Below are 24,635 nucleotides of genomic sequence, written 5' to 3' on the forward strand. Positions count from 1 at the left end.
TCAGCTCGTCCGGCCGGTCTGACTCGGCTCGCGGGTCGGGGCCGCCCGTCCGGCGCGGGCGGCGGTTCGGGCCGCGTTCCGTCCGTTGCGTCTTGCGGGCTTGGGGCGCGCTTCGTCCGTTGCGTCTTGCGGGTTTGGGGCGCGTTCCGTCCGCTGCGTCTTGCGGGTTTGGGGCGCGTTTCCTCCGTCGGGCCCACCCGGCCAGGGTTTGGGGCGCGTTTCCTCCGTCGGGCCCACCCGGCCAGGGTTTGGGGCGCGTTTCCTCCGTCGGGCCCACCCGGCCAGGGTTTGGGGCGCAACCGGCCAGGGTTTGGGGCGCGTTTCCTCCGTTGGGGCGCAAGAAGTGCGCCCCAACGGAGAGTCTGCGCCCCAAAGCAGGAATCGACGACAGGAACGACAAACGACGAGCGCGGGGCCCGGGCGACAGGAACGACAAACGACGAGCGCGGGGCCCGGGCGACAGGAACGACAAACGACGAGCACCGGGCACCGGGCACCAACGCCGGGCACCGGGCACCGGGCACCGAGCACCGAGCACCGGGCGCCGGCGACGGGAACGACGGGCGCACGCCGAGCCCGTCGCCGACACGGTCCGTATACGCATCGGCGACGGGGGTTTGGGAAAACGCTCGCCGGGAACCCTAGGGCACCGGACGTCGGAAGCGCAAGGTGTGCAGGTCAACTCGTAAAAACGTTTCATAAATCTCTTGCCCCATCGCGTGAACGCGTGCCAGACTGCGAGCGACTCGCGACGGAATACGCTTTCCGTGCGGTCGACAACAAAACCGGACCGCGGCACCAGCGCGGTCCACACCGGACAGGGCTCGAGTCCGTACGCGCCCGGTTCACGACGCCGGATGCCGCGATGCCGCGGCGTGCGCCGTCATCCTTTGCCGATGCTGACAACAGGAGGAACCGTGCCCCACGTGTCCGCACGCGCCGACGGCGCGACGCGACCCGCAGAACACGCCCCCGCGGCCCGCGCACCCCGCCGCGGGCTTCGACTCACCGCGATCGCCGGCGCCACCGCCGTGGTCGCGGCTCTCATCACCGCGACCCCTGCCGCGGCTCTGCTTCCCCCGGCCGACGACGGAGCATGGCGGTTCGACTTCGGCACCGCGACGAGCGCCGTCGCCGAGGGCTGGCAGCAGGTACGCCCGACATCGCTGTACACCGCCGCGGCGGGCTGGGGCATCACCGTGCCCGAGGGCGTCACACTCTTCGACCGCGACCGCAGCACCGACGGCTCCCCCGCGGGCCCGATGGAAGACGACTTCGTCGCCGGCACGAACTGGGGCTTCCAGCTCGACGGGCTGCCCGAGGGCGACTACGAGGTCAGCGTGACCATCGGCGACGGCCTGAGCACGGCATCCGGGACCAACGCCACCGTGACCCTCGAGGGCGTCGCCCAGACCCGCATGACCTCGGCGCGCGGACTCAACACCACCGCGACGTTCACCGCCGCCGTCACCGACGGCCAGCTCACGGTCGGCTTCACCGGCTCGGGGCTCGGCGCGTATGTCAACGGCCTCGTCGTGGCGCCGATCGTGCCCGATGCCCCGGCCGACCTCGCCGCGACCCGCATCGCGTGGAACGGCGTCGACCTGACCTGGACCGCCGTGGACGGCGCCACGAAGTACCAGGTGCTCCGCGCCGACGTCGTGAACGACACCACGGGCGGGTTCTCGCAGATCGCCGAGGCCACCGAACCCGCCTACGCCGACGCATCGGTCCGGGAGGGCCGGGCGTACGCCTACGCGGTCGTGGCGGTGAACGACGACGGCGTCGCCTCGGCGCCGTCCGCAGAGGTGCGATCGGGGGTGATCCCCGAGCTCGTCGCCCCTGAGGCGCCCGGCGACCTCGCCGTCGCACAGGTCACGCGCGACGCCGTCGTGCTGACATGGTCGGCTGTTGCGAACGGCGACCAGTACGTCGTCGAGCGCGCCGGCGCCGACGGCGCGTTCTCCGTGCTCGCGACGGTCACCACACCCGGTTACACGGATGCTGCCGACACGGCGCAGCAGTGGACCTACCGGGTCGCGGCGCGCAACCAGGCCGGCGCCTCGCAGACTTCGGCAACGGTGACCTCCACCGTCTACACCGCCCCGGCGCCGCTGCCGGCGGGCGACGTCGTGACCTTCGACTTCGGCCCCGGCCAGGTGGCAGAGGGCGCCCTCTCGGTGACGTCGGCGACCGCGTACGACCCGGAGTGGGGCTACGGCTTCTCGACCGCGCCGACCTCGCCGACGCCCGACGTCGACCGCGGCGGCTCGGACGCGCTGCGCGGCGACTTCGTCGCGGCGGCCGGCTCGACCTTCCAGGTCGACCTCGGCGCCGGCGACTACTCGGTGCGCCTCGTCTCGGGCGATGCGCAGGCCGCAACCACCACGACCGTCACCGCCGAGAGCATCGCGAAGGTGCTGGCGAACCCGCAGGCCGCGGGCGCGTTCCTCGACATGTCGTTCACGATCGCCCTCGTGGACGGCGCGCTGACGCTGCAGTTCGCGGGCGATGCCCCCGCCGTCAACGCCGTGACGATCACCCGCCTGCCGGCGCGCGTCGCCGGGGCCATCTCGACGGCGTTCATCACGGGCGACTCGACGGTGCAGACCTACGACCCGATCGCCTACGCGCCGCAGGCCGGCTGGGGCCAGATGATCGACCGGTTCTTCGCCGACGACATCGCCTTCGCCAACCACGCCATCGGCGGCCGCTCGTCGAAGAACTTCATCACGCAGGGCCGTCTCGACGAGGTGCTGCGCAGCATCCGTCCCGGCGACTACCTGTTCGTGCAGTTCGGGCACAACGACGCAACCCAGGGCGTCGACGACCGCTACGCCAGTCCCGCGGACTACAAGGAGTACCTGCGGGTCTACGTCGACGGTGCGCGTCAGCGCGGAGCGACGCCGATCCTGGTCACGCCCGTCTCGCGGCGGAGCTTCGACGCGGCTACGGGCCTGTTCAACGTGAGCTTCCCCGAGTACGTCGACAAGATGAAGGAGCTCGCCGCCGAGGAGGACGTGCTGCTCGTCGACCTGTCGGCGTCCAGCCGCGCGTACCTGGACGAGATCGGGCCGGAGGCGGCGAAGGCCGTGTTCCTGCACGTCGATCCGGGCATCTTCCCGAACCGGCCCGCCGGCATCGTCGACGACACGCACTTCCAGGAGTACGGCGCGATCCAGATGGCCAGGCTCATCGCGCAGGATGTCGCAGGACTGGACACGCCGCTCGCCGCGAAGGTCTCCGACATCGAGCCGCCTGCCGAGGTGCCCGTCGCACCGCAGAATGTCGTCGCGGGAGCGATCAGCAACGGCGGCGCGACGCTGCAGTGGGATGCCTCGCCGACGGCAGACATCTACAAGATCTACCGTCAGGCCGTGGCCGACACCGCCCCCGAGTGGACGCTCGTGGGCATGGTGACGCAGACGAGCTCGATCGTGCAGGGCCTCGCCGAGGGCACCGGGTACCGGTACCGCGTCGTCGCGGTGAACGGCCGCGGCGAGTCCGCACCGAGCGCCGCCGTGACCTTCACCACGAAGCAGGCGGTGTACAAGTACGACTTCCAGCTGGCGGGCAACCCCCTCATGGCGGGCTACACCGAGGTGAACCCGAACACGGCGTACACGGCCGAGCGCGGGTACGGCTTCCTCAATGCCCTGGCCGCGAACGCCGGCCGTGACCGCGGCCCCGCGACCGGCTCGAACGACCTGGTGCGCGACTTCGTGCTCCCGGGCGACGGCTCGACCTTCGCCCTGGACGTGCCGAACGGCACGTACTCGGTGAAGACCTACTCGGGCGACTGGATCGGGTCGACGCGCACGAGCTTCCGCATCGAAGGCAAGGAGGCGGGCACCGGCAACGCCGGGACCGGCAGCGTCAACTCGACCCTGCGCGGGCCGTTCCTGGTCACCGACGGCCGGCTCGACGTCGAGGCCTACGGCGCCGCGGCGGGCACGCGCCTCAATGGCCTGGAGATCACGCCGATCCTGCTCGGGCCGGTGGGCCTCGAGGTCACAGACGTGAACGCCGACCCGACGGCACCGAGCGTGTCGCTGGCGTGGGACGCCGAGCCGGGTCTGACGTGGAACGTCTACCGCAAGTCGCCGTTCGACGCCGAGCCGGTGCTCGTCGCTGCGGTGGACGAGCCCGCGTTCGTCGACACGACGGCTCGGGTCGGGCTCGATTACGCGTACCACGTGACCGCCGTCGACCAGACGAAGCTCGAGTCGGTGCCGTCGGCGACGGTCGAGGTCTCGTTCGTCGACGCCGACGTGACGCCGCCGGCAGCGCCGGCGGGGCTCGCCGTGGAGAGCATCGAGAAGCGCTCGGTGGAGTTCTCGTGGGCGCAGCCGCTGGGTGCGCTGTACTACCTGGTGTTCCGCTCCGAGGTGGAGGGCGAACGCGGCGAACTGGTCGGTGTGGCCGACGCGAGCCGCTACACCGACACCGAGGTCCTCACCACGATCCCGTACTTCTACACGGTGGTCGCAGTGAACGCCGGCGGCGCGGGTGCGGCATCGGCGCAGCTGTCGACGGACGCCGTCACCGTGCTGCAGCGACAGGCCGAGTACCTCGACCGCGCCCCGGCGGCGGTGTCGACGGATGCCGGCAACCTGGTGTCGTGGCGCATGCTCGGCACCGACCCCGACAGCGTGGCCTTCCACGTCTACCGTGACGGAAAGCGGGTCACTTCGGCGCCGCTCACGGACTCGACGAACTATCTCGACGAGGCCGGCGCCGAGGCATCCGTCTACTTCATCACCAAGGTGCTGGACGGAGTGGAGACCACGGAGACGGACTCGTTCGGCGTGCAGACCGGCGCGTACCGGTCGGTGCCGCTCGACAAGCCGGCCGACGCGTACAGCAAGGACGGCCAGCCGTACTCGTATCGCGCGAACGACATGAGCGTCGGCGACGTGGACGGCGACGGTCAGTACGAGCTGCTCGTGAAGTGGGACCCGTCCAACTCGCGCGACAACTCCCAGGCCGGCTACACGGGCAACGTCTACCTCGATGCCTATCGCCTGGACGGCACGCGGCTGTGGCGCATCGATCTCGGCGTCAACATCCGGGCCGGCGCGCACTACACGCAATTCCAGGTGTACGACTACGACGGCGACGGGCGGGCCGAGGTCATGATGAAGACCGGCGACGGCACGATCGACGGCGTGGGCCAGCCGATCGGCAACGCCAGCGCCGATCACCGCAACAGCTCGGGATACGTGCTGAGCGGCCCGGAGTACCTCACGGTGTTCAACGGCCTGACCGGCGCCGCGATCGACACGGTGGACTACGTGCCCGCCCGCGGTGACGTGGGAGCGTGGGGCGACGCCTACGGCAACCGGGTCGACCGGTTCCTGGCGGCGACGGCGTACCTCGACGGTGAGCACCCGAGCGCGGTCTTCAGTCGCGGGTACTACACCCGCGCGGTGATGGCGGCGTACGACTTCGACGGGTCGCAGCTCACCCAGCGTTGGGTGCTCGACTCGAACGACGAAGGCAGCGAGGGCTTCTACGGGATGGGCAACCACAACCTCTCGGTAGCCGACGTGGACGGCGACGCCAAAGACGAGATCGTCTACGGCTCCGCGACGGTCGACGACGACGGGGAGCTGCTGTACTCGACCGGCCTCGGCCACGGCGACGCCATCCACGTGTCGGATCTCGTGCCCACGAACCCGGGCCTCGAGGTCTTCGCGGCCCACGAGGACATGGCGAACTCCGGCAACCTCGGCGCGACCATGCGCGATGCCCGCACGGGCGAGGTGCTGTGGTCGATCCCCGCGGTCAAGGACACCGGCCGCGCTGCGTCGGGCGACATCGACCCGCGCTACGAAGGGGCCGAGGGGTGGGCCATCGGCGGCGACGCCGCATGGAACTCTCCGGTCGGACAGCTGAAGTCGTCCACGGGCGAGCTCATCGCCGAGAAGATCCCGGCGGCGAACTTCCTCGCCTGGTTCGACGGCGACCCGCTCCGCGAGATCGTCGACCACGACTGGACCGACGCGACTCGCACCGGCGTGCCCACGGTGTCGAAATGGAACTGGGAGACCGAGAAGGCCGACCGGATCCTCACAGCCGACGGTGCGCTGACGAACAACGACACGAAGGGAACGCCGAACCTGCAGGCCGACCTGTTCGGCGACTGGCGTGAGGAGATCGGGTGGCGCTCGGCAGACTCGAGCGAGCTGCGGATCTACTCGACCACCGACGAGACCGACCTGCGCATCCGCACGCTGATGCACGACCCGGTCTACCGCCTGTCGGTCGCGTGGCAGAACACCGGCTACAACCAGCCGCCGCAGACGAGCTTCTTCCTCGGCGACAGCATGACCACCCCGCCGGCACCGCGCATCGCGGTCACCGGTGACCCGACGGGGGCGACCGACACCACCGCGCCGGTGCTGTCGGGAGTCCCGGCGGACGGCACGCTGCTGCCGAGCACGGCGACGTTCTCGGTGGGGGTGAGCGCTGACGATCCCGAGTCGGGCGTGCGAGGCCTCGACATCGCGTTCGACGGCGCCCCCGTCGCGCCGGGCCAGGTCATCACGCTCGACGACAAGGTGGGCGTGCACACCCTCACCGTGAACGCGGTGAACCACGACGGCCTCGTCACGGCCGCGTCGGTGCAGCTGCTGGTGTTCGACGACGAGGGCGCGACGGCGAAGCCCGGCCGCGGTGTGCTGTCGACGAACTCCGGCTGGGAGGACGGTCTGCACGACGGCACGTTCACGGTGTCGATGAACCTCTGGTCGGGGGTCAACGGCGCGGTGTACAGGCTGTACGAGAACGGCACGCTCGTCTCGACGAAGCTGCTCGACGCGAACTCGCCGAAGGCGCAGCTGTCGACGGTCGACGTGTCGGGCAAGCCCAACGGCACCTACGTGTACACGGGCGAGCTCATCAACGCGAAGGGCACCACCGCGACCACCTCGGTCACGGTGAAGGTGAAGGACGCCGCACCCGCGGCACCCGTCCTCTCGCACGACAACTGGGACAAGGACGGCAACTACACCGTCACGGCCAACCTGTGGTGGGGCACCAACGCCACCGCCTACCGTCTGTTCGAGAACGGTGTGGTGATCGACCAGCAGTCGCTCATCGCCGCCTCCCCGAACGCGCAGCAGGCGAAGACCGCCGTCGCAGGACGCGCGCCCGGCACGTACACCTACGTCGCCGAGTTCGCCAACGCCGCCGGAGCCACCAGCTCCCAGGCGATCACGGTCACGGTCAAGTAGCCGAGCGCCGGGATGCGGCCGGTCGCCTTCGGGCGGCCGGCCGTCTCGCGTTCTGCGCCAGGCCCAGGGCGTTTCGACTTCGGGGTCAGCCGCCGAAGCCGCACCAGGCGGCGACCCACGTCAGGATGCGGCCGCGCATCTCCTCGCCGACGAACAGCTCGACAGAGCCGGACTCGCCCTCGAGCCCGACGGCCAGGTCGAAGATCGTGCCGCGCTTGTCTTCCTGGACGGCGTGCGGGTCGCACCGGAAGGGCACGATCGGAATCTGCACCACGATCGGCTCCGATTCTCCCTCGGTGACCTCGACGTCGAGCGCGTGGACCTCCTCGGAGGCGGCGCCGGCGAAGTCGATCAGATTCGTCCGTCCGATGCCCTCGATCGTGACCGCCGCGTCGCCGGTCGGGCTGACGGTGAGCTCGAGCGCCGCAGGCGCGCCGGGTGCGGAGGGCTCGAATCCGGTGAACGAGAGGGCGGCGGCATCCGTCACCCGCTCCAGCAGGCACTCGCGGGCGTGCAGCTCCGCCAGGAACCCGAGGGGGTCGGGAGCGGATGCCGTCACCTCGGTCGACGCGGAGTCACCGGTCAGTTCGAGGACGACGTGGACTTCGCCGTCGTCGGGCGCCGTGCAGTCGACGGGCGGGAGCTGCACGCGGATGTCGACGGCTCCCCCGGGCGCCACGGTGCTGACGCGGCCGCCGATCACGCGGACCGCGGGGCCAGCGAGCCGTTCGTCTTCGACGCGGACCTCCGCCACGGTGAGCGGCGCGTCGCCGCCGTTCTCGAGATGAACCTGGGCCTGCCGGCCGGCGACGTCCGAGCGCAGCTGCTGGAGCTCGACGACGACCCCGGCCGGCAGCGTCGGCGCAGGCTCGGGGGTGCGGGCCGTCGCGGCGCACCCGGTCAGCGCCAGCGCACCCGCGAGCGCGACCACCCCGAGGCGGGGACGCCGTCGCGCCGGGGTCCGCATCGGCCTACCGCGTCAGCGTCTCGCGCGCGACGGTGAAGTCCTCGAGCGCCACCGGGTCGATGTCGACGCCGAGGCCGTGGCCGATCGGCACGCGCACATGCCCGTCTTCGAGCACGGCGGGTTCGGTGACGATGTCGCGCGTGTAGAAGCGGCTGGAGGCCGACACATCGCCGGGCAGGGTGAATCCGGGGAGGGCGGCGAGCGCGGCGTTCGCGGCCCGCCCGATGCCGGTCTCGAGCATGCCGCCGCACCACACCGGCACCCCGGCCTCGACGCACCGATCGTGGATGCGCACCGCTTCGAGGTAGCCGCCGACCCGGCCGGCCTTGATGTTGATGACGGATGCCGAGCCCAGCGCGAGCGCATCGGCCGCGGCCTTGTCGGACACGATGGACTCGTCGAGGCATATGGGGGTGCGCAGGCGCCGGGCCAGCGTCGCGTGGTCGACGAGGTCGTCCTCCTGCAGCGGCTGCTCGATGAGGAGCAGGTCGAAGCGGTCGAGCTCGGCGAGGGTGTCGGCATCCGCCATCGTGAAGGCGGAGTTCGCGTCGACCTGCAGCGGGATCGCGCCGAAGGCGTCGCGCACGGCGGCCGTGTCGCCGACGTCGCGGCCGGGCTTGATCTTGATCTTGATGCGGACGTAGCCCTCGTCGAGGTACCCGCGCACGGTCTCGACGAGCGCCGCGGGGTCGCCCTGGATTCCGACCGACACCCCGCTCGGCACGCGGTCGCGCACCGCCCCGGCGTACTCGGCGAAGCTGCGCCCCTCGGCCCGCAGCGCCGCGTCGAGCACGGCCAGCTCGAGCCCGGCCTTGGCCATGCGATGGCCCTTGAAAGGCTCGAGCACGCCCGCGACCTCCTCGGGTGCGAGCCGCCCGCGGTCGAGCAGAGCCGGGGCCAGGAAGCGCAGCGCGACATCCCATGCGCCCTGCGTGTACTCGCTCGAGTACAGCGGGTCGGCCTGCGTGACGATCTCGCCCCAGCCGTCGCCGTCGGCGGTCAGCGCGCGGACGACGATGACCTCACGCACCGTCTCGGTGCCGAACGACGTGGTGAACGGTGCGACGAGCGGCAGATGCAGCACCCGCAGCTCGAATCCTTCGAGGGTGACGGATGCCGCCGGCCGGGCGATGGGCATGCGCTCAGCGTACGCCCGGCCGGCGACAGAGCGAGGCGGTCAGTGCGCGAAGCGCGCGGTCGCGGCGTCCCGGAGGACCGGGACGTAGGTGGACCGGGCGACCCGCGGCCGCCGGCGACGCGGTTCTGCCGGCGCCGTGTGGTGCGCCGTTCCCCGCAGCGCGTCGCTCATAGCGACGATCAGGGTCTCGATGTGCTCGCGCATGATTCCTCCTCGTTCGAAGGAGAGGAGATGGTGCGAGGTGCGCTGATACATCACCCGCCGCGTCGCGAGGGCGAGCTCTTCGAAGGCCGTCCGGTCGGCCGTCGAGCTGATCGGTACACCTGCGTACCCGTCCATGACCCCCACGGTACGAGGGGGTTGCGACATCGGCGTCGGTGATCTGCCCGCGTGGGATGGGCGCGGCGACGGGGATTCGGCGATCGGTCCGGGGGTCAGGCGGGGACCTCGGCGAAGGCGCGCACCGGGGACGTGCCGAACCCCTCGACGGCGGGCGGCGCAGCCGTGAACCGGGCGCCGCGCGGCGGCAGGGCGCCGAGGTTCGTGAGGTGCTCGACGACGTGCACGCCCGCCCCCAGCAGCAGCGAGTGCGCCGGGCGCTCGCCGCCCGACTCGGTGTCGTCGATGTTCACCGAGTCGATGCCCACGAGCACCGCCCCGGCGTCGATGAGCCACTGTGCGGCCTCGCCCGTGAGGAACGGCGCCCCTTCCCCGTACTCCGGCTGCCCGAACCACCCGTCCCAGCCGGTGTGCAGCAGGACGGCCGCGCCGCGCACGTCACGATCGGCGAGCGTGGCGGAACGGATGCCTCGGCGCGAGGCATCCCACGCGTCCTCGAGGTGGAACACCTCGGCGCGCAGGCCCACGAGCGACGACAGGTCGAGGCCGGCCAGGTCGCTGCCGTCGGCGTATCGGTGGAACGGCGAATCGAGGTAGGTGCCGGTGTTGCCGATCATGTGGATGATGTCCATCGCGAACTCCGTGCCCGGCGCGTAGCGGGCGCGCGAGTCCTCGCGCGTGAGATGCGGCGTGATGGTAGGCGCGGGAAGGCCGGGATAGGTCACGAGCCCGGCGCGGATCGGGTGGCTGAGATCGACCACGCGCGTCCCGCCGGCGGCCGGGGACGGGGCATCCACTCCCCTGCTGCCGCGGTGCGCCTCCTCGACGATGCGGACGCCCCGCAGCTCGACCTCGTCCACGAGGGCCAGCCCGAGGTGGGCGATCAGCAGCCGGGCGATCTCGTCCTCGGTGGCGTGGGCGCCCGGCAGGTCGAGCCGGAACCCGCTGCCGGCGAGGCCGCCCCCGTTGGCGAAGCGGATGTCGAAGTCGAAGTGGGCGCGGTAGTCGGGCATGCGGTCAGCGTAGGCGCGCAGCATCCGCTGCCCATCCGGAATTCGGAGAATGGCAGGGTTTCCGCTCACTCACGGCAGAATCCCTCCGACATCCGGCCGTTTCTCCGAAGTTCGGGGCCGCGCCTTCCACCCGGTGGGGCGACGACCTCCGTCAGGGCCGAACCAGCAGGTACCCCCGCGCGTCGTCGAAGCCGCCGATGACGAGGCCCTCGGCGAGGTGCGCCACGAGCTGCTCGCGCACGCGCGTGCGCCAGACCGCGGCATCCACCGGCGTCTCGCGGCGGAGGGTCTCGATGTCGCGGGGGATCCCGACCGACACGGCCACGCGCTCGTCGTCGGGGGTGGGCACCGGCGGCGCGGCGAGCGCCCACGACACCATGATGCGGTCGGTCTCGTCGCCGCGGTTGACGCCGTCGTCCATCGGGCCGTAGTGGTTCACGAGGTATTCGGTGACCCGCGTGCCGAGCACACGCAGGTTGAAGTGGGCGTTGCGGGCGACGAGCGGGTCGAACGTCCAGGTGATGTGGCCGACGCCCCGCGCCAGGGCCCACTCCTGCTGATGCCGCTTCAGCACGCGGCCGAGCCCCTGCGACTGGTGGTCGGCGAGGACGCCGGTGATGTGGCTGTGCATCGAGCGCGCGGCAGGCTCCGCGAAGAACGCGACGGAGGCCCCGATCATGCGGTCCTCGTCGTACAGGCCCACGGCATAGTTGCCGGCGTGGGCGAGGGCGCGCAGCAGGTTCGGCGGCATTCCGCCCCGGTCGCCGCCCCACACCTCGGCGAGCACGGCGGATGCGCGGTGCACTTCCTCGACGGTGTCGAGGAAGCGGATGTCGATGCCGGGCGGCGTCGGTATCTCGGCCATGCCCTAAGTCTGCACCCGCAGGCCCGGCAGAACTCCTCCGGTCCGGCCCGTGCATCGCGGAACCCCGCACGATGCCGCTGCCCGGACGCGGCATCGAGGGAGTTCTGCAGCGCAACCCGCGGAGCCGGGTGCTCGCAGCCCCCGATAACCTGAACTGATGGGCACGGGTGACGAGGACGCGAGAAGAAGACTCACCCGGATGCCGAGCCAGGGCGCCATCGTCGCGGTTCTCGCGATCGCCGGCCTGTGCTCGTCGTTCATGTTCACCCTCATGGTGCCGATCCAGTCCAAGCTGCCCGAGCTGCTGAACGCCAGCCGCGACGACACCGCGTGGGTCGTCACGTCGACGCTTCTCGCCGCGGCCGTGGTCACCCCGATCTCGGGGCGTCTGGGCGACATGTACGGCAAGCGGCGCATCGTGCTCGTCCTGGTCGCGGTCATGGTCGCCGGCTCCGTCGTCGCGGCGCTGTCGCCCGGCATCGTCGGGATCATCGTCGGGCGCACGCTGCAGGGCGCCATCGTCGGCGTCGTGCCGCTCGGCATCTCGATCATGCGAGACGTCCTCCACGAGGACCGCGTCGACTCGGCGATCGCCTTCATGAGCGCGACGCTCGGCGTCGGCGGCGCGCTCGGTCTGCCCATCAGCGCGCTCATCACCGAGCGCAGCGACTGGCACCTGCTGTTCTGGATGGCCGCCGGTCTCGGGGTGATCGTGTTCGGCCTAGTGCTGTGGATCGTCCCGGTCAGCGTCCTGCGCACCGCAGGCCGGTTCGACTACCTCGGCGCAGCGGGGCTCGCCGTGGGCCTCATCGGCATCCTGCTTGCGATCTCGCGCGGCAACGAGTGGGGCTGGGGGTCGGCCCCCGTGCTCGCCTGCGGGCTCGGCGGACTCGCCGTGCTGCTGGTGTGGGGATGGTACGAGCTGCGCATCGACGAGCCGCTGCTCGACCTGCGGGTCGCCGCCCGCCCCGCGGTGCTGCTCACCAACATCGCCTCGGTGGCCATGGGCTTCTCGCTCTTCGCCTCGAACGTCGTCTACCCGCAGATGCTCGAGCTGCCGGTGGCGACCGGCGCCGGTTTCGGGCTGTCGCTGCTGGTCGCCAGCCTCATCGTCATGCCCTCGGGACTCGTGATGATGCTGCTGTCGCCGATCGCAGGACGCATCGCGTTCCGCACCGGTCCCAAGCTCCTGCTGCTGCTCGGCGCGATCTCGCTGATCGCCGCATACGGCTTCACGCTGCTGTTCTCGTCCGCGGTGTGGCACATCCTCGTCGCGAACATCCTCATCGGCGCCGGGATCGGCTTCGGATACGCCTCGATGCCCATGCTCATCATGCGCTCCGTGCCGCAGAGCGAGACCGGAGCCTCGAACGGCCTCAACGCGCTGTTCCGGTCCCTCGGCACCAGCACCGCCGCCGCCGTCGTCGGCGCGGTGCTCGCCACCTACACCGTCGACTTCGAGGGAGTGCCCGTGCCGACGACGACCGGCTTCACCCTGTCGCTGATCCTCGGCGGGACCGCGGCGATCGTCGCGCTCGTGGTGGCGCTGTTCATCCCGCGCCACCGCGCGCCCCAGGAGCGGCATCCGTCGCTCCCGGAGTGATCCGGGACCTCAGCCGCGCAAGCGCGCGAGCCGCGCCGAGTCCGGCGCGAGCCGCTCGGCGACCGCGACCGCAGAGAGGATCGCGCTCTCGTGCGAGTCGGCGTCGGCGGTGTAGAGCCCCGCGAGCGACACCCCGTGCCGCCCCTGCAGCGGGCGCAGCCGTCGCTGCGCGTCGAAGTACCCGGTGTCGATGAGGCCGTGCCGGTAGGTCGCCGTCGCGTAGAGCGGCTGCGGCAGCTCGTCGTCGTACGTCACCCAGCTCTTGAAGACGTCGACCCCGCGCGAGGGGCTCCAGATCGAGAGCGAGCTGTGCGCAGCATCCGTCCGCACGTTCACGACCGACCACGCGCGCTCGTCGCGCGGCATCAGCCGCCGGTCGCCGTGGATCGCGATCGTCGTGTCGAAGTACCCGAAGCGCGCGAGCTGCGAGGTCACCTCGGCGAACTCCGGCAGCGGCACCAGCAGATCGTGCGCGGTCGCCGCGTCGCACGCGAACACGAGATGGTCGAACGGATGCTGCGCCCCGGCGACGTCGAGGAGCAACGTGCCGTCGGCATCCCGCGTGACGGACTCGACCGGCGCGCTGGTGCGCAGGTTCGCGTGCTCGAGCGAGGCGACGAGGGCGTCGACGTAGACGCGGAGCCCGCCCGGGATCTCGCTCTGGTCGGGCGGCGTCAGCCCGCGTGGAAGGTTCGCCCCCAGGTAGTACAGCGCGTTGTAGGCGGCGAACCGGCGGAAGTCGGCGAGATCGACGCACCAGAACGCGAGCAGCAGCGGGAAGAGGAAGTCGTCGACGAACGCCTTCGGCAGCCGCTCGCGCTCGACGTACTCCGCGATCGTCACGGTCGTGTCGTGCTCGGCGAGGAACGCCGGCACGCGCGACAGGAACGCACGGAAGCGCAGCAGATGGTCGATCGCCCGCGGAGTGAGCGACGACCACACCGGCCGGCCGCGCCGGAAGGGCGGCATCGCGACGGGCCGTGCGCCGTCGACGTGCGACACCGTGAGCGTCGCCGGGTACGTCGTGCGCGGCACCTCGAGCGTGTCCAGCAGCCGGTTGAACCTCGCGTAGGCGGCGCTGCGCGCGAAGAACTGGAAGCCGGCGTCGATGCGGAGCGCCTGGCCGTCGACCTCGACGTCGAGGGTGTGCGCGTGGCCGCCGAAGCGGTCGTCCTTCTCGAACAGCGTGACGTCGTGGTCGTGCTCGAGCAGCCACGCGGCCGCGAGCCCCGCGGCGCCGCCGCCGATGATGCCGATCCGCATGTGCGCGCCGTTCTGTGAGCCCCCGCTCAGACTAGGGCGTTCACCCCGGGGTCTATCGCGGCCGCGCGACCCGTCGCTAGCCTGACGTCTACCGGGGCGACGGGAGCAGGCGCATGGACGGGCGTGGGCAGGGTTTCCAGGGTGACGATCCGAGCCGAGGGGAGCCCGATCAGGTCCCGGTAGGTCCGCCCGACGGCGCCACCGCCGCAGCCGACGCCACGCGCACCGGCACGGTCGCCGCAGCGAGCGGAACGGATCCCGCAGGCACCACGGCCACGGAGAGCGACCACGACACGCGGTTCTTCGGGCAGCCGTGGTCGCTCGTGCACATCTTCTTCGTGGAGATGTGGGAGCGGTTCAGCTTCTACGGCATGCAGGGGATCCTGCTCCTCTACATGTACTACTCCGTTGCCCAGGGCGGGCTCGGGATGCCGGAGGTCATCGCCACCGGCATCGTCGGCGCCTACGGCGGCACGGTCTACCTCTCCACGATCCTCGGCGCCTGGGTCGCCGACCGCCTGCTCGGCTCGGAGCGGGTGCTGTTCTACAGCGCGATCGTCATCATGGGCGGGCACATCGCGCTCTCGCTGCTCCCCGGCTACTGGGGGCTCAGCATCGGCCTCATCCTCGTCGCGGTGGGATCGGGCGGGCTGAAGGCCAATGCGACCGCCGTCGTCGGCACGCTCTACGCCCCCCGCGACGTGCGACGCGACGCCGGCTTCTCGCTGTTCTACCTCGGAATCAACCTCGGCGCCTTCCTCGGGCCGATCCTGACCGGCTGGGCGCAGGTGACGTGGGGCTTCCACGCGGGCTTCCTGCTCGCGGCGATCGGCATGGCCGCCGGCCTCATCCAATACTCCATCGGGCGGCGCGGGCTGCCTGCTCAGGCGAGCGTCGTCGCGAACCCTCTCCCTCGAAACCGGTACGGTCTGTGGATCGGGATCGCGGCCGGCGCGCTGGTCGTGATCGCGGTGCTCGTGCTCGTCCAGGTGATCCGCGCCGACAACCTCGCCCAGGTGGTCATCGTGGTCACCGCCGTCGCGGCAGTCGCCTACTTCGTCGTCATCCTGCGCTCGAGAGCCATCTCGGCCGATGAGCGGTCCCGCGTGTTCGGCTTCATCCCGCTGTTCCTGGTGAGCGTCGGGTTCTGGTCGCTGTACCAGCAGCAGTTCACGGTGCTGACGATCTACTCCGACAAGCAGCTCGACCGGACGATCTTCGGGGTGACACTGCCGCCGTCATTCGTCCAGTCCATCAACCCGATCTTCATCATCATCCTGTCGGGAGTGTTCGCGGCCCTGTGGACCAAGCTCGGCGACCGACAGCCCTCCACTCCCGTCAAGTTCGGCCTCGCGTCGATCATCATGGGCATCGCGTTCCTGCTGTTCCTGCCGTGGGCGAACGGCGGCCCGAACTCGACCCCCCTCATGGCGATCGTCGGCATCCTGTTCGTGTTCACCATCGCCGAGCTGCTGCTCTCGCCGGTGGGCCTGTCGGTGACCACGAAGCTCGCCCCCGAGAAGTTCCACACGCAGATGGTCGCGCTCTTCTTCCTCTCGGTGGCGCTCGGCACTTCGATCGCCGGCTGGCTCGCCGGGTTCTACAACCCCGACGACGAAGTCCCTTACTTCACGGTCCTCGGGGCGATCGCGATCGTGCTCGGCCTCGCCCTGCTCGCCGCGGTCAGACCCGTGCTGAAGCTGATGCGCGGCGTCCGATAGGCAGCGTGTGGCGCGAGCGCCCGGCTTCCAGCGCGATCTCGCCCTGGGACATCGCGAGCCGGGCGGACATGCCATGGGGCACGTCGACGGTCACGGATGCCGCATCGCCGGCGACAGACCAGTGCACGGCCAGTCGTCCGTAGGGCGTTCCGACGTGCGCACGCACGTGATCCAGCCCGGCCTCGAAGTCGGGCGCGATCACCGCGGTGCGGTAGCCGGGCGCAGTGGAGCGGATGCCGGCGACCTGGCGGTACAGGAAGTCGTCGACGCTTCCCGGCGCGTAGTGGTTGAGCGACATCGGGCGGATCTGGCCGTCGGGTGAGATCGCGTCCCACGCCTCCCAGATCGTGGTGGCCCCGCGGTCAACCTCGTAGAGCCACGACGGCATCTCGGACTGCCACAGCAGCGCGCGGGCGACGTCGGCATACCCGTTCTCGCACAGCACGTCCAGCAGATAGGGGGTCGACAGGAATCCGGTGTCGAGGCGGTTCCCGCGCTCGCGGATCAGTTCCCCGAGGCGCGCCGCGGTGCGGGCGCGCAGTTCGGCGGGGATCATGTCGAACGCGAGCGCGACGACGTACACGCCCTGCAGTCGCACTGGCAGGTCGCCGTCGGCATCGACGTACTCCGCGGCGAAGGCCGTGCGCACCTGGGCGGCCCGCTCGGCGAGGCCCGCAGCATCCGTCTCCCGCCCGAGGACCGCGGCGGCGCGCGCCGCGATCGTGAGCGTGTTTGCCTGGAACATCGGCGCCAGGTATTCGCCCGTGAGGGCCGGAGCGATACCGATTGCCTCGTGCATCGGCCGCCCCTCCATCGTGCTCGGGGTCAGCCAATCGCCGAATTGCGCGCCGGAGTTGTAGAGCAGCGCCTGCGCGCGGACGCGAGGCGCGTCGAGGTCGGCGCCCGCGAGGGACTCGGGCAGCTCCGCCGCCGCCGTCGCCCGCTGGTACTCGATCCACCGGAGCATCGCGTCGAGGTTCTCCTCGAGCACGCGTCGATCGCCGGTGCGCTCGTGCAGGGTCCACGGCACGATGGCGATCGCGTCGCTCCATCCGGCAGCGGCCACGATCGAGCCGATCCCGTGCGCCTTCGCCGCGGCCTCGGCATCGAACGGCGAGCGCGGCGAGAAGATCGGGATCCGGCCGTCCGGCAGCTGGTCGGCGCGCAGATTGTCGAGCCACCGCTCGAGGAAGGGGACGACCTGCGCGTTGTTCGTCGCCGCCGCGGCGAACGCCTGGATGTCGCCGGTCCAGCCCGCCCGCTCGCGCTGCGGGCAGTCGGTCGGCACCGACAGGAAGTTGCCGCGCTGACTCCACACGACGTTCTGATGAAGGCGGTCGAGACGGGGATCGGATGCCTCGAACGAGCCGGTCTGCTCCAGATCGCTTGCCAGCACGACGGCGACGACATCGTCGACCGCGAGCTCCGTCGTCAGGCCCCTGACGCGCGCGTAGCGGAACCCGTGGAAGGTGAACTCCGGCTCCCACTCGTCGGGGCCGCCGGCCGCCACGAACACGTCGGTCTGCTCCTTGTTGATCCCGACGATGTTGGCGAACCAGGAGCCGTCGGCCGTGAGCGTCTCGGTGTGCTCGATCGCCACACGCTGTCCGGCCGTCGTGTCGCGCAAACGGAGCCGCACGCGGCCGACGAGCACCTGCCCGAAGTCGACGATCGTGCCCTGCGCGGTCTCGACGAGCGCCACCGGGCGGACCTCGAGGATGCGACGGATCGGCTCGCCGCGGAACGGTGTCAGGGCGGCGTGATCCGTGCCGGCCTCGGCCACCGGCATCCATTCGTCATCATCGAAGCCGGCCCGATCCCAGCCCGCAGGCACCGCGCGCCGGTCGAATCGTTCGCCCACGAACAGGTCCGCGTAGGTCCACGGCCCGATCGCGCTGCGCACGTCGGCGCCCGACGTGACGATCTGCGTCGTGCCGTCGGCGTAGTCGACATGCAGCTGCCAGATCGCCGAGGTACGCGCACCGAACTGCGCGCTCGATCCGGTGAGGCCGATCCTGCCCGCCCACCAGCCGTCGGCCAGCGCAACGGCGAGGATGTTCTCACCCTCGACGAGCGACGCTGTCACGTCCGCCGACGAGAACGACACTCGATGCTCGTAGCTGTCGAAGCCCGGTGCGAGCACGTGGTCGTCAGAGCGGCGCCCGTTGATCAACGCGGAGTACACGCCGCGAGCGGTGGAGAACAGCCGCGCCCGCACGGCACCGGGACCGACCTCGAACCGCTGCCGCAGCAGCTGCGTGGGCCGGAGCCGATCCTCGGGCGCTGAGTCGGGACCGAGCCCCCGGACCCAGTCGACGATGCTCCACCGCTCGACGACCGCGTCCTGCTGAACGGGTTCGATCCAGGGCGCGGCCCAGTCGGCGGCGTCCAGCAGCGAGGTCTCGAACGTGGAACCTGCCCAGTCCGACCACTCGCCGTCGGCGGCACGGCTGCGCACTCGCCACTCGTACGCGGTGTTCGAGGTCAGCGATTCGCCGGCGTAGACGACGGGAGCAGCATCCGCGATCCGGATCTCGCCGCTCGCCCAGACCACCGTGTCCGCGGTCGACACCTCGAGCTGGCACGCCGCGCGCGCATGGTCGACGAACCACGAGAAGCGCGGGCTGCGCGTGCCGACGCCGATCGGTGCACGGAGGTACTCGACACGCAGTTCGTAGGGGGCGCCAGTCATGGTCGATCCGACGTCAGCGGGCGGCTGTGAACCGTGTAGCGAGTGTGCCGATGCCCTCGATCTCGCTCACGAGCACGTCGGCGGGGCCGATGAACCGCGGCGGGGTGCGCCGGTTGCCGATACCCGACGGAGTGCCCGAGAAGATGATGTCGCCGGGCAGCAGCGGGCAGACCGCCGACAGCCGGACCAGCAGCTCGGGGACGTCGTACAGCATCATCGAGGTGCGCGAGATCTGCATGCTCTCACCCGACAGCGTGCACGAGATGGCGAGGTCGTCGCGGTCGGCGAACTCGTCCGGCGTCACGAGCCACGGCCCGGTCGGACCGAAGCCGGGGAAGGACTTGCCGAGGCTGAACTGCGGGGCCGAGCCCTGCAGCTGCGTGACGCGCTCGGACAGGTCCTGGCCGATCGTGAGCCCCGCGACGTGGTCCCACGCATGCTCCCGGTCGACGCGGTGGGCCTCACGACCGATCACCACGACGAGTTCGACCTCCCAGTCGACGTTGCCCTCGGGCAGCTCCACGACGGCGTCCGGCCCGACGATCGACGACGGGAACTTAGTGAAGGTGACGGGCATCGAGTCCGGCGGGTATCCGGCCTCCGCGGCGTGCTCGGCGTAGTTCAGCCCGATCGCGAACACCTGTCGCGGGCGAGGCACGGGTGCGCCGAGTTCGGTCGCCTCGAGGGCGACGGATGCTGCAGCGGCGGCATCCGGAATCGTCGCCGCCCATTCCGCGAACGCCTGCCAGTCGCCGAACAGCGCCTGCGGATCGGGGCCGAAGCGCCCACGCGATGCCTGCTCGACGTCGACCGCGCGGTCGCCGATGACGACGACCGCGCGACCGGCGAGGTTCGCGAGCCTCACCAGTCGACCCGCTGCGGGGCGGGCTCGCCGTAGCGGTCCTCCCAGCTGATGACCTTGTTGCGCAGCGTCCCGATGCCGGTGATCTCCGCCTCGATCTGGTCGCCGGGCTTCAGGTAGAAGTCGAACGGGTTGTCCTGGATCGCCGCGACGCCCGAGATCGTGCCGGTCGTGATGATGTCGCCGGCGCTGTAGATCTGCGGCGAGTGGTAGGCCACCAGGTGCGGGAACTTGATGCGGGTCTGGTTCGTGTTGCCCTGCTGGCGCACCTCGCCGTTCACGCGCAGCTGCATCGGCAGCTCGTGCATGTCGGGCACCTCGTCGCGCGTGACGATCCACGGGCCGATGGGGCAGAACGTGTCGATCGCCTTCGAGAACGAGAAGACGCCCGACTCCATCTCCTTGCGCTGGATGTCGCGCGCCGAGATGTCGTTGAACACCGTGAAGCCCGCGATGTAGTCGTCGGCCTCGTCGGGACCGAAGAACTTGCCCGACTTGCCGATGATGATGGCGAGCTCGAGCTCGTAGTCCATCTCCTTCGTGAGGTGGTCGGGGTAGACGATGTCGTCATCGGGGCCGATGATCGCGTCCACGTTCTGGAAGAACACGATGCCCTTGTGCACGGGGTGCGACCAGTTGACGGCCTCGAGCTCGTTGTGGTGGTCCGCGAAGTTGCCCGCGGTGTGGAAGAACTTCTTGGGGCGGATGGGCGCCTCGAGCTTCACGTCGGCGTACGCGAGGCGCTCGCCGGTCTCGGTGACCTGGCCGCCGCGCTCGAAGTACTCGCGGGTCGAGGGGACGTCGAGCTCGATCACGACGCCTTCCTCGAGTTCCAGCCGGCCGACGCGTCCGCCGTCGAAGGTGATGAGCTTCATGGGTTCTGTCTCCTAGATATCGGGCGGGCGCTCAGGCGCCGACCATGTTGAATCCGCCGTCGGCGAGCATGTAGCCGCCGGTCAGGTGCGCCGCCTCGTCGGTGGCGAGCCAGAGGCATGCGCCGGTCACGAACTCGGGCGGAGGGATGACGCCCATCGGCGTCTGCGAGAGCAGCACCTCGCGGCGTCCGTTCTTCCAGTCCTCGCGGTTCAGCAGGCGCTCGGTCTCCATGAACCCGGGCGCGAAGGTGTTGACGCGCACCGCCGGGGCGAACGCCTTGGCGTAGGACTTGGTGATGCCGAGGATCGCGTACTTCGCCGCGGCGTACTGCGGTGCCCGCGCCGAGCCGCGCACGATCACCGTCGAACCGACCTGCACGATGTTGCCGTGGCCCTGCCGCAGCATCCGCTCGCCGAACTCGTGGGTCATGAGCAGCGTCCCCTTGACGTCGATGTCGATGACGGCGTCGAGGGCCTCCTGCGTCAGCTCGTCCCAGTTCATCTGCTCGCTCGAGACGTCGCCGACGTTGTTGACGACCACGTCGAGCGTGCCGAACGCGGCCCATACCTCGTCGGCCATGCGCTTGATCTGGTCCCACGAGCCGATGTCGGCCTGCACCAGGATGCCGTCGCTGCCGGCCTCGCGGATGCGCTGCAGCGTGGCCTCGGCGCCGCCCTTCGAGGAGCGGTAGTGGACGGCGACCTTCGCGCCCTCCTGTGCGGCGCGGACGGCGATCTCGGCGCCGAAGCCGGTGCCGGCACCGGTGACGAGCACCGTCTTGCCGGCGAAGCGGGGGAAGATCTGCGGGGTGGGGTCGGTCATGGGGTTCTCCAATCGTCGAGCGCGCTCAGACGAGCGTGCGTCCGCCGTCGATGTACATGACATGGCCGGTGACGAACCCGGCATGCCGTGAGGACAGGAAGAGCGCGGGGCCGGTGAGCTCGTCGGGGGTGCCGAGACGGCCGGCCGGGACGAGGCTCTCCAGATCCTGGCGCTTGCCGGGCTTGGCGAGCTCGCCCGCGGTGAGCGGCGTCTCGATGTAGCCCGGCGCCAGGGCATTCACCGTGACCCCCGACGCGGCCCACTCGCGTGCCATGACCCGCAGGAGCTGGTTGATCCCGCCCTTCGAAGCCGCGTAGGGGCCGTGGGAGTGGTGGGCCAGAAGTCCGGAGACGCTCGACAGCGCGAGCACGCGGCCGTGACCTTGCGCGACCATGTGGCGGCCGGCTGCCTGCGCCAAGCCGAAGAGGGACGACAGGTTGACCCGCAGGATGTGGTCCCACTCATCCTCAGTGAACTCGAGGATCGGACGCCGATCGTTGATGCCGACGGCATGGAGCAGCACGTCGAGGCCGCCCAGCTCTTCGACGACGTCGACCACGACCCGCTCCCCCGCGCCGTGCTCGGTGAGGTCGGCCTGGAAGAGGGCGTACCGCGCCCCTGTGGCGTCGAGGTCGGCGCCGATCGCGTCCAGCGCCCGCTGGTCGCGGTCGACGACGGCGACAGATGCCCCGGCGTCGGCGTACGCGAGGGCACACGCACCGCCGATCCCGCCGGCTCCGGCGACGAGCACGCGCGCGCCCTCGAGTCCGAGCCATGCGGCCTTCGCGGCGTGGAGGGTGTCTGCCATGACGTCTCTCGCAATCGAGTTCATTGGGTGAAAGCGACTTTCGTTGATTGAATGTAGGCTGATCCCAGCGATTCGTCAAATGGAGGAGACAGATGCCGCCCCGCGTTCCCCCGCTCCGCCCCGAGGAGCTCTCCCCCGCACAGGCCGACCTGTACGGCGCGATCGCCGGCGGGCCGCGCGCCCAGGGGCCGCAGCACTTCGCCCTGACCAGGCCGGACGGTTCGCTGCGCGGCCCCTTCAATGCCCTTCTGCTCGCCCCCGACCTGGGCGGCGCGCTCCAGCACGTCGGCTCCGCCATCCGCTACCGGGGTGCGCTCACCGAGCGCGCGAGAGAGATCGCGATCCTGCTCGTCGCGGCCCACTGGGACAGCGCCTTCGAGCGCGAAGCCCACGAGGCGGTGGGCGCCGCTGTGGGCCTCGGCGACGCCGAGCTGGCCGCGCTGCGCAGGGGCGACATCACGCCCTTCGAGGGCGACGAAGCGCTCGTCGGCGCCGTCACCCTCCAGCTGGTCGGCGGCGATCTCGACGACGAACTGTGGGACGCGGCATCCGTCGCCCTCGGCGCAGCCGTCGTGTTCGAGCTCACGACGCTCGTCGGCTACTACGCCACCCTCGCCCTGCAGCTGCGCGCGTTCCGCGTCGATAGCTGAGATTGCACGCCTCGGGACCGAGAGATACGGTTTCACACGATGAAAGCCGAAGAGACCCCGAGCGAGTCCGCCGAGAAGACGCCGAGCCGTTATCGCATCGAGGCGCTCGCGAAAGGACTCGACGTCCTGCGGCTCTTCGACGAGTCCGTCACGTCGCTCAAGCTCCGCGACATCAGCGAGCGCACGGGTATCCCGATGCCGACCGCCTTCCGCGTGGTCGCGACCCTCGAAGAGGGCGGCTACCTCGAGCGCCTGGCTGACGGAGCCATCCGTCCTGGTGTCGCTGTGCTGCTGCTGGGCTCGGCCGCACTGCGCGGGTCGAGCCTCGTCCAGCTCAGCGAGCAGCCGCTGCGCCACCTCGCCGAGGAGTCCGGCGAGACCGTCAACCTCGGCGTGCTCGTCGGCGACCAGGTTCTCTACCTCGCGCGCCTGCGCAACTCGGATCTCGTGACCGCGAACATCCAGGTCGGGTCGACGCTGCCCGCCGCCTATACCTCGATGGGCAAGCTCCTGCTGGCCTACCTGAGCGACGCGGAGCTGGCCGCGGCGCTTGCTGCTCACGAGTTCGGGACGGATGCCGGACCCAACGCCGCGGCGTCGCTCGACGAGCTGCGCGAGCGCCTGGCCGTCATCCGCGAGGAGGGCTACTCGCTGCAGGACCAGGAGGTCGCGGCCGGCTTGCGCTCGGTCTCGGTGCCCGTGTTCGGGCGGGATGCCGCGAAGCCCGCCGCCGCGATCAACATCGCCGTGTCGACGCAGCGTCATGATCTCGCCTCGCTGCGCGGACCGATCCTCGATCGCCTGCGGGCCACGGCGGACGACATCTCGAGGCTCCTGCGCGCCACCTGATCGCCCGTCACACCGCCCGCGCGACGGCAACGGGTCGCGCGTGGGTGATGGCACCCGCGAGCAGCCCGAGCGTCCTTTCGGCGGCCGCGTCGCCGACCTCGTTGAGGAAGCCGTGCACCGCGCCGCGCTCACGGACGAGCCTGACGTCGGAACCGGCGAGCGCGAGTTCCGCGGCGAACGCCTCACCCGATGCCCGCAAGCGGTCGCGGTCGGCGTTCACGATGAGCGTCGACGGCAGGCCGGCGAGGTCGTGTCCGCCCGGGAACGCGTAGCCCTCGTCGTCGGTCGCGCCCCCGAGATAGTTCGCGTTGATCGCCTGCGTGGACTCTGGCGGGAACGTCAGGAACGGCGGCAGCCCCTCGAGCAGCGACTCGAGCTCCGCTCCAGCCGCCGGCAGTGGCGAATGCAGCACCGGGTAGACGAGGGCCAGAAGAGCGGGCAGCGACGTCGCGCGGTCGCGAAGCCGCATCGCGGCACCTGTGGCCAGGTTGCCGCCCGCGCTCGCCCCGCCGAGCGACACGAGGCCCGGGTCCGCACCGTACTCGCCCGCGTTCGCGACAGCCCAGTCGAAGGCCGCGATGATCTGCAGCGACGCGACCGGGAACCGCGCCCGCGGCCCCGCAGCCTCCGCGGTGGTCCGGATCTCGGCGGGTGACGGGATGTCGAGGCCCGGCTCGGGCGGACCGAGCGACTCCAGTGCGTCCAGTGGCGCGAGCGTGTAATCGACGGAGACGACGGTGATCCCGCTGTCACTGAGACGGCGACCGACCTGGTCAGCCTCGGGCATCTCGAGGTCGCCGAACATGAAGGCGCCACCGTGCAGCCAGACCAGCAGCGAGCCGTTCGGCTCGGCCGCGGGATACACGCGAACGCGGAAGTCGAAGCCGCCACCAGCGAGGGCGACGTCGTGGATCTCGGTCATCGGTCGG

Annotated in this window: 17 protein-coding genes; 5 read left to right on the forward strand and 12 right to left on the reverse strand. The window is 70.7% G+C overall.

What is annotated here, in order from left to right; all coding sequences use genetic code 11:
* The first annotated feature begins 926 nt into the window (after positions 1-926).
* The gene (locus tag J2Y46_RS02620) at positions 927-7,238 is read left to right on the forward strand and encodes a fibronectin type III domain-containing protein (RefSeq protein WP_310241079.1); all 6,312 of its coding nucleotides are present in this window, start codon (positions 927-929) and stop codon (positions 7,236-7,238) included.
* An 85-nt stretch (positions 7,239-7,323) separates the two neighbouring features.
* On the opposite strand, the gene J2Y46_RS02625 is transcribed toward J2Y46_RS02620, so the two are convergent.
* The 5 genes from J2Y46_RS02625 to J2Y46_RS02645 all read right to left on the reverse strand — a co-directional run bounded on the left by J2Y46_RS02625 (position 7,324) and on the right by J2Y46_RS02645 (position 11,560).
* On the reverse strand, positions 7,324-8,205 hold the full coding sequence (locus J2Y46_RS02625; RefSeq protein WP_310240022.1) for a hypothetical protein: 882 nt from the start codon (positions 8,203-8,205) through the stop codon (positions 7,324-7,326).
* A gap of 4 nt (positions 8,206-8,209) precedes the next feature.
* Positions 8,210-9,343 (reverse strand): o-succinylbenzoate synthase, encoded by a 1,134-nt coding sequence (menC, locus tag J2Y46_RS02630; protein ID WP_045298542.1) that lies wholly within the window; start codon positions 9,341-9,343, stop codon positions 8,210-8,212.
* A 39-nt stretch (positions 9,344-9,382) separates the two neighbouring features.
* Complete coding sequence (locus tag J2Y46_RS02635; RefSeq protein WP_045298543.1) at positions 9,383-9,682, reverse strand: hypothetical protein; 300 nt, start codon at positions 9,680-9,682, stop codon at positions 9,383-9,385.
* 95 nt (positions 9,683-9,777) lie between these two features.
* On the reverse strand, positions 9,778-10,695 hold the full coding sequence (locus tag J2Y46_RS02640) for a cyclase family protein (RefSeq protein WP_310240026.1): 918 nt from the start codon (positions 10,693-10,695) through the stop codon (positions 9,778-9,780).
* 151 nt (positions 10,696-10,846) lie between these two features.
* Positions 10,847-11,560: a GNAT family N-acetyltransferase gene (locus J2Y46_RS02645; RefSeq protein ID WP_310240028.1), complete on the reverse strand. Its 714-nt coding sequence runs from the start codon at positions 11,558-11,560 to the stop codon at positions 10,847-10,849.
* Between the two features lie 199 nt (positions 11,561-11,759).
* Between J2Y46_RS02645 and J2Y46_RS02650 the strand changes: the two genes are divergently transcribed.
* Positions 11,760-13,163: an MFS transporter gene (locus tag J2Y46_RS02650; protein ID WP_310241081.1), complete on the forward strand. Its 1,404-nt coding sequence runs from the start codon at positions 11,760-11,762 to the stop codon at positions 13,161-13,163.
* 9 nt (positions 13,164-13,172) lie between these two features.
* Here the strand turns inward: J2Y46_RS02650 and J2Y46_RS02655 are convergent, their stop codons facing one another.
* A complete protein-coding gene (locus J2Y46_RS02655; RefSeq protein ID WP_310240030.1) occupies positions 13,173-14,426 on the reverse strand; it encodes an FAD-dependent oxidoreductase in 1,254 nt (417 codons plus the stop codon).
* A gap of 113 nt (positions 14,427-14,539) precedes the next feature.
* On the opposite strand from J2Y46_RS02655, the gene J2Y46_RS02660 reads away from it, so the two are divergent.
* Positions 14,540-16,147: a peptide MFS transporter gene (locus J2Y46_RS02660; protein WP_396653144.1), complete on the forward strand. Its 1,608-nt coding sequence runs from the start codon at positions 14,540-14,542 to the stop codon at positions 16,145-16,147.
* Here the strand turns inward: J2Y46_RS02660 and J2Y46_RS02665 are convergent.
* The 5 genes from J2Y46_RS02665 to J2Y46_RS02685 are packed head-to-tail and all read right to left on the reverse strand — an operon-like array spanning position 16,110 to position 22,207.
* The gene (locus J2Y46_RS02665; protein ID WP_310240032.1) at positions 16,110-18,839 is read right to left on the reverse strand and encodes a family 78 glycoside hydrolase catalytic domain; all 2,730 of its coding nucleotides are present in this window, start codon (positions 18,837-18,839) and stop codon (positions 16,110-16,112) included. The two genes, J2Y46_RS02660 and J2Y46_RS02665, sit on opposite strands and share 38 nt — an antisense overlap.
* Positions 18,840-18,852: 13 nt before the next feature.
* Positions 18,853-19,704: a fumarylacetoacetate hydrolase family protein gene (locus tag J2Y46_RS02670; protein WP_310240033.1), complete on the reverse strand. Its 852-nt coding sequence runs from the start codon at positions 19,702-19,704 to the stop codon at positions 18,853-18,855.
* On the reverse strand, positions 19,701-20,576 hold the full coding sequence (locus tag J2Y46_RS02675) for a fumarylacetoacetate hydrolase family protein (RefSeq protein WP_056366431.1): 876 nt from the start codon (positions 20,574-20,576) through the stop codon (positions 19,701-19,703). The genes J2Y46_RS02670 and J2Y46_RS02675 overlap by 4 nt, the downstream gene beginning before the upstream one ends.
* Positions 20,577-20,607: 31 nt before the next feature.
* Positions 20,608-21,399, reverse strand: coding sequence for an SDR family oxidoreductase (locus J2Y46_RS02680; RefSeq protein WP_310240038.1), 792 nt, complete (start codon positions 21,397-21,399; stop codon positions 20,608-20,610).
* A gap of 25 nt (positions 21,400-21,424) precedes the next feature.
* Positions 21,425-22,207, reverse strand: a complete 783-nt coding sequence (locus J2Y46_RS02685; RefSeq protein ID WP_310240040.1) for an SDR family oxidoreductase — start codon at positions 22,205-22,207, stop codon at positions 21,425-21,427.
* A 92-nt stretch (positions 22,208-22,299) separates the two neighbouring features.
* Here J2Y46_RS02685 and J2Y46_RS02690 point away from each other — a divergent pair, with 92 nt between their 5' ends.
* Together J2Y46_RS02690 and J2Y46_RS02695 are read left to right on the forward strand one after the other, a co-directional pair.
* Positions 22,300-22,857: a carboxymuconolactone decarboxylase family protein gene (locus tag J2Y46_RS02690; RefSeq protein WP_310240042.1), complete on the forward strand. Its 558-nt coding sequence runs from the start codon at positions 22,300-22,302 to the stop codon at positions 22,855-22,857.
* 39 nt (positions 22,858-22,896) lie between these two features.
* Positions 22,897-23,706 carry an IclR family transcriptional regulator gene (locus J2Y46_RS02695; RefSeq protein WP_310240044.1) on the forward strand — a complete coding sequence of 270 codons (810 nt, stop codon included), beginning with the start codon at positions 22,897-22,899 and terminating at the stop codon, positions 23,704-23,706.
* 7 nt (positions 23,707-23,713) lie between these two features.
* Here J2Y46_RS02695 and J2Y46_RS02700 read toward each other — a convergent pair whose 3' ends face one another.
* Positions 23,714-24,628, reverse strand: coding sequence for an alpha/beta hydrolase fold domain-containing protein (locus J2Y46_RS02700; protein ID WP_310240046.1), 915 nt, complete (start codon positions 24,626-24,628; stop codon positions 23,714-23,716).
* Between the last annotated feature and the right edge of the window lie 7 nt (positions 24,629-24,635).

This window comes from Microbacterium sp. BE35 (assembly GCF_031457705.1).
Classification (GTDB): Bacteria; Actinomycetota; Actinomycetes; order Actinomycetales; family Microbacteriaceae; genus Microbacterium; species Microbacterium trichothecenolyticum.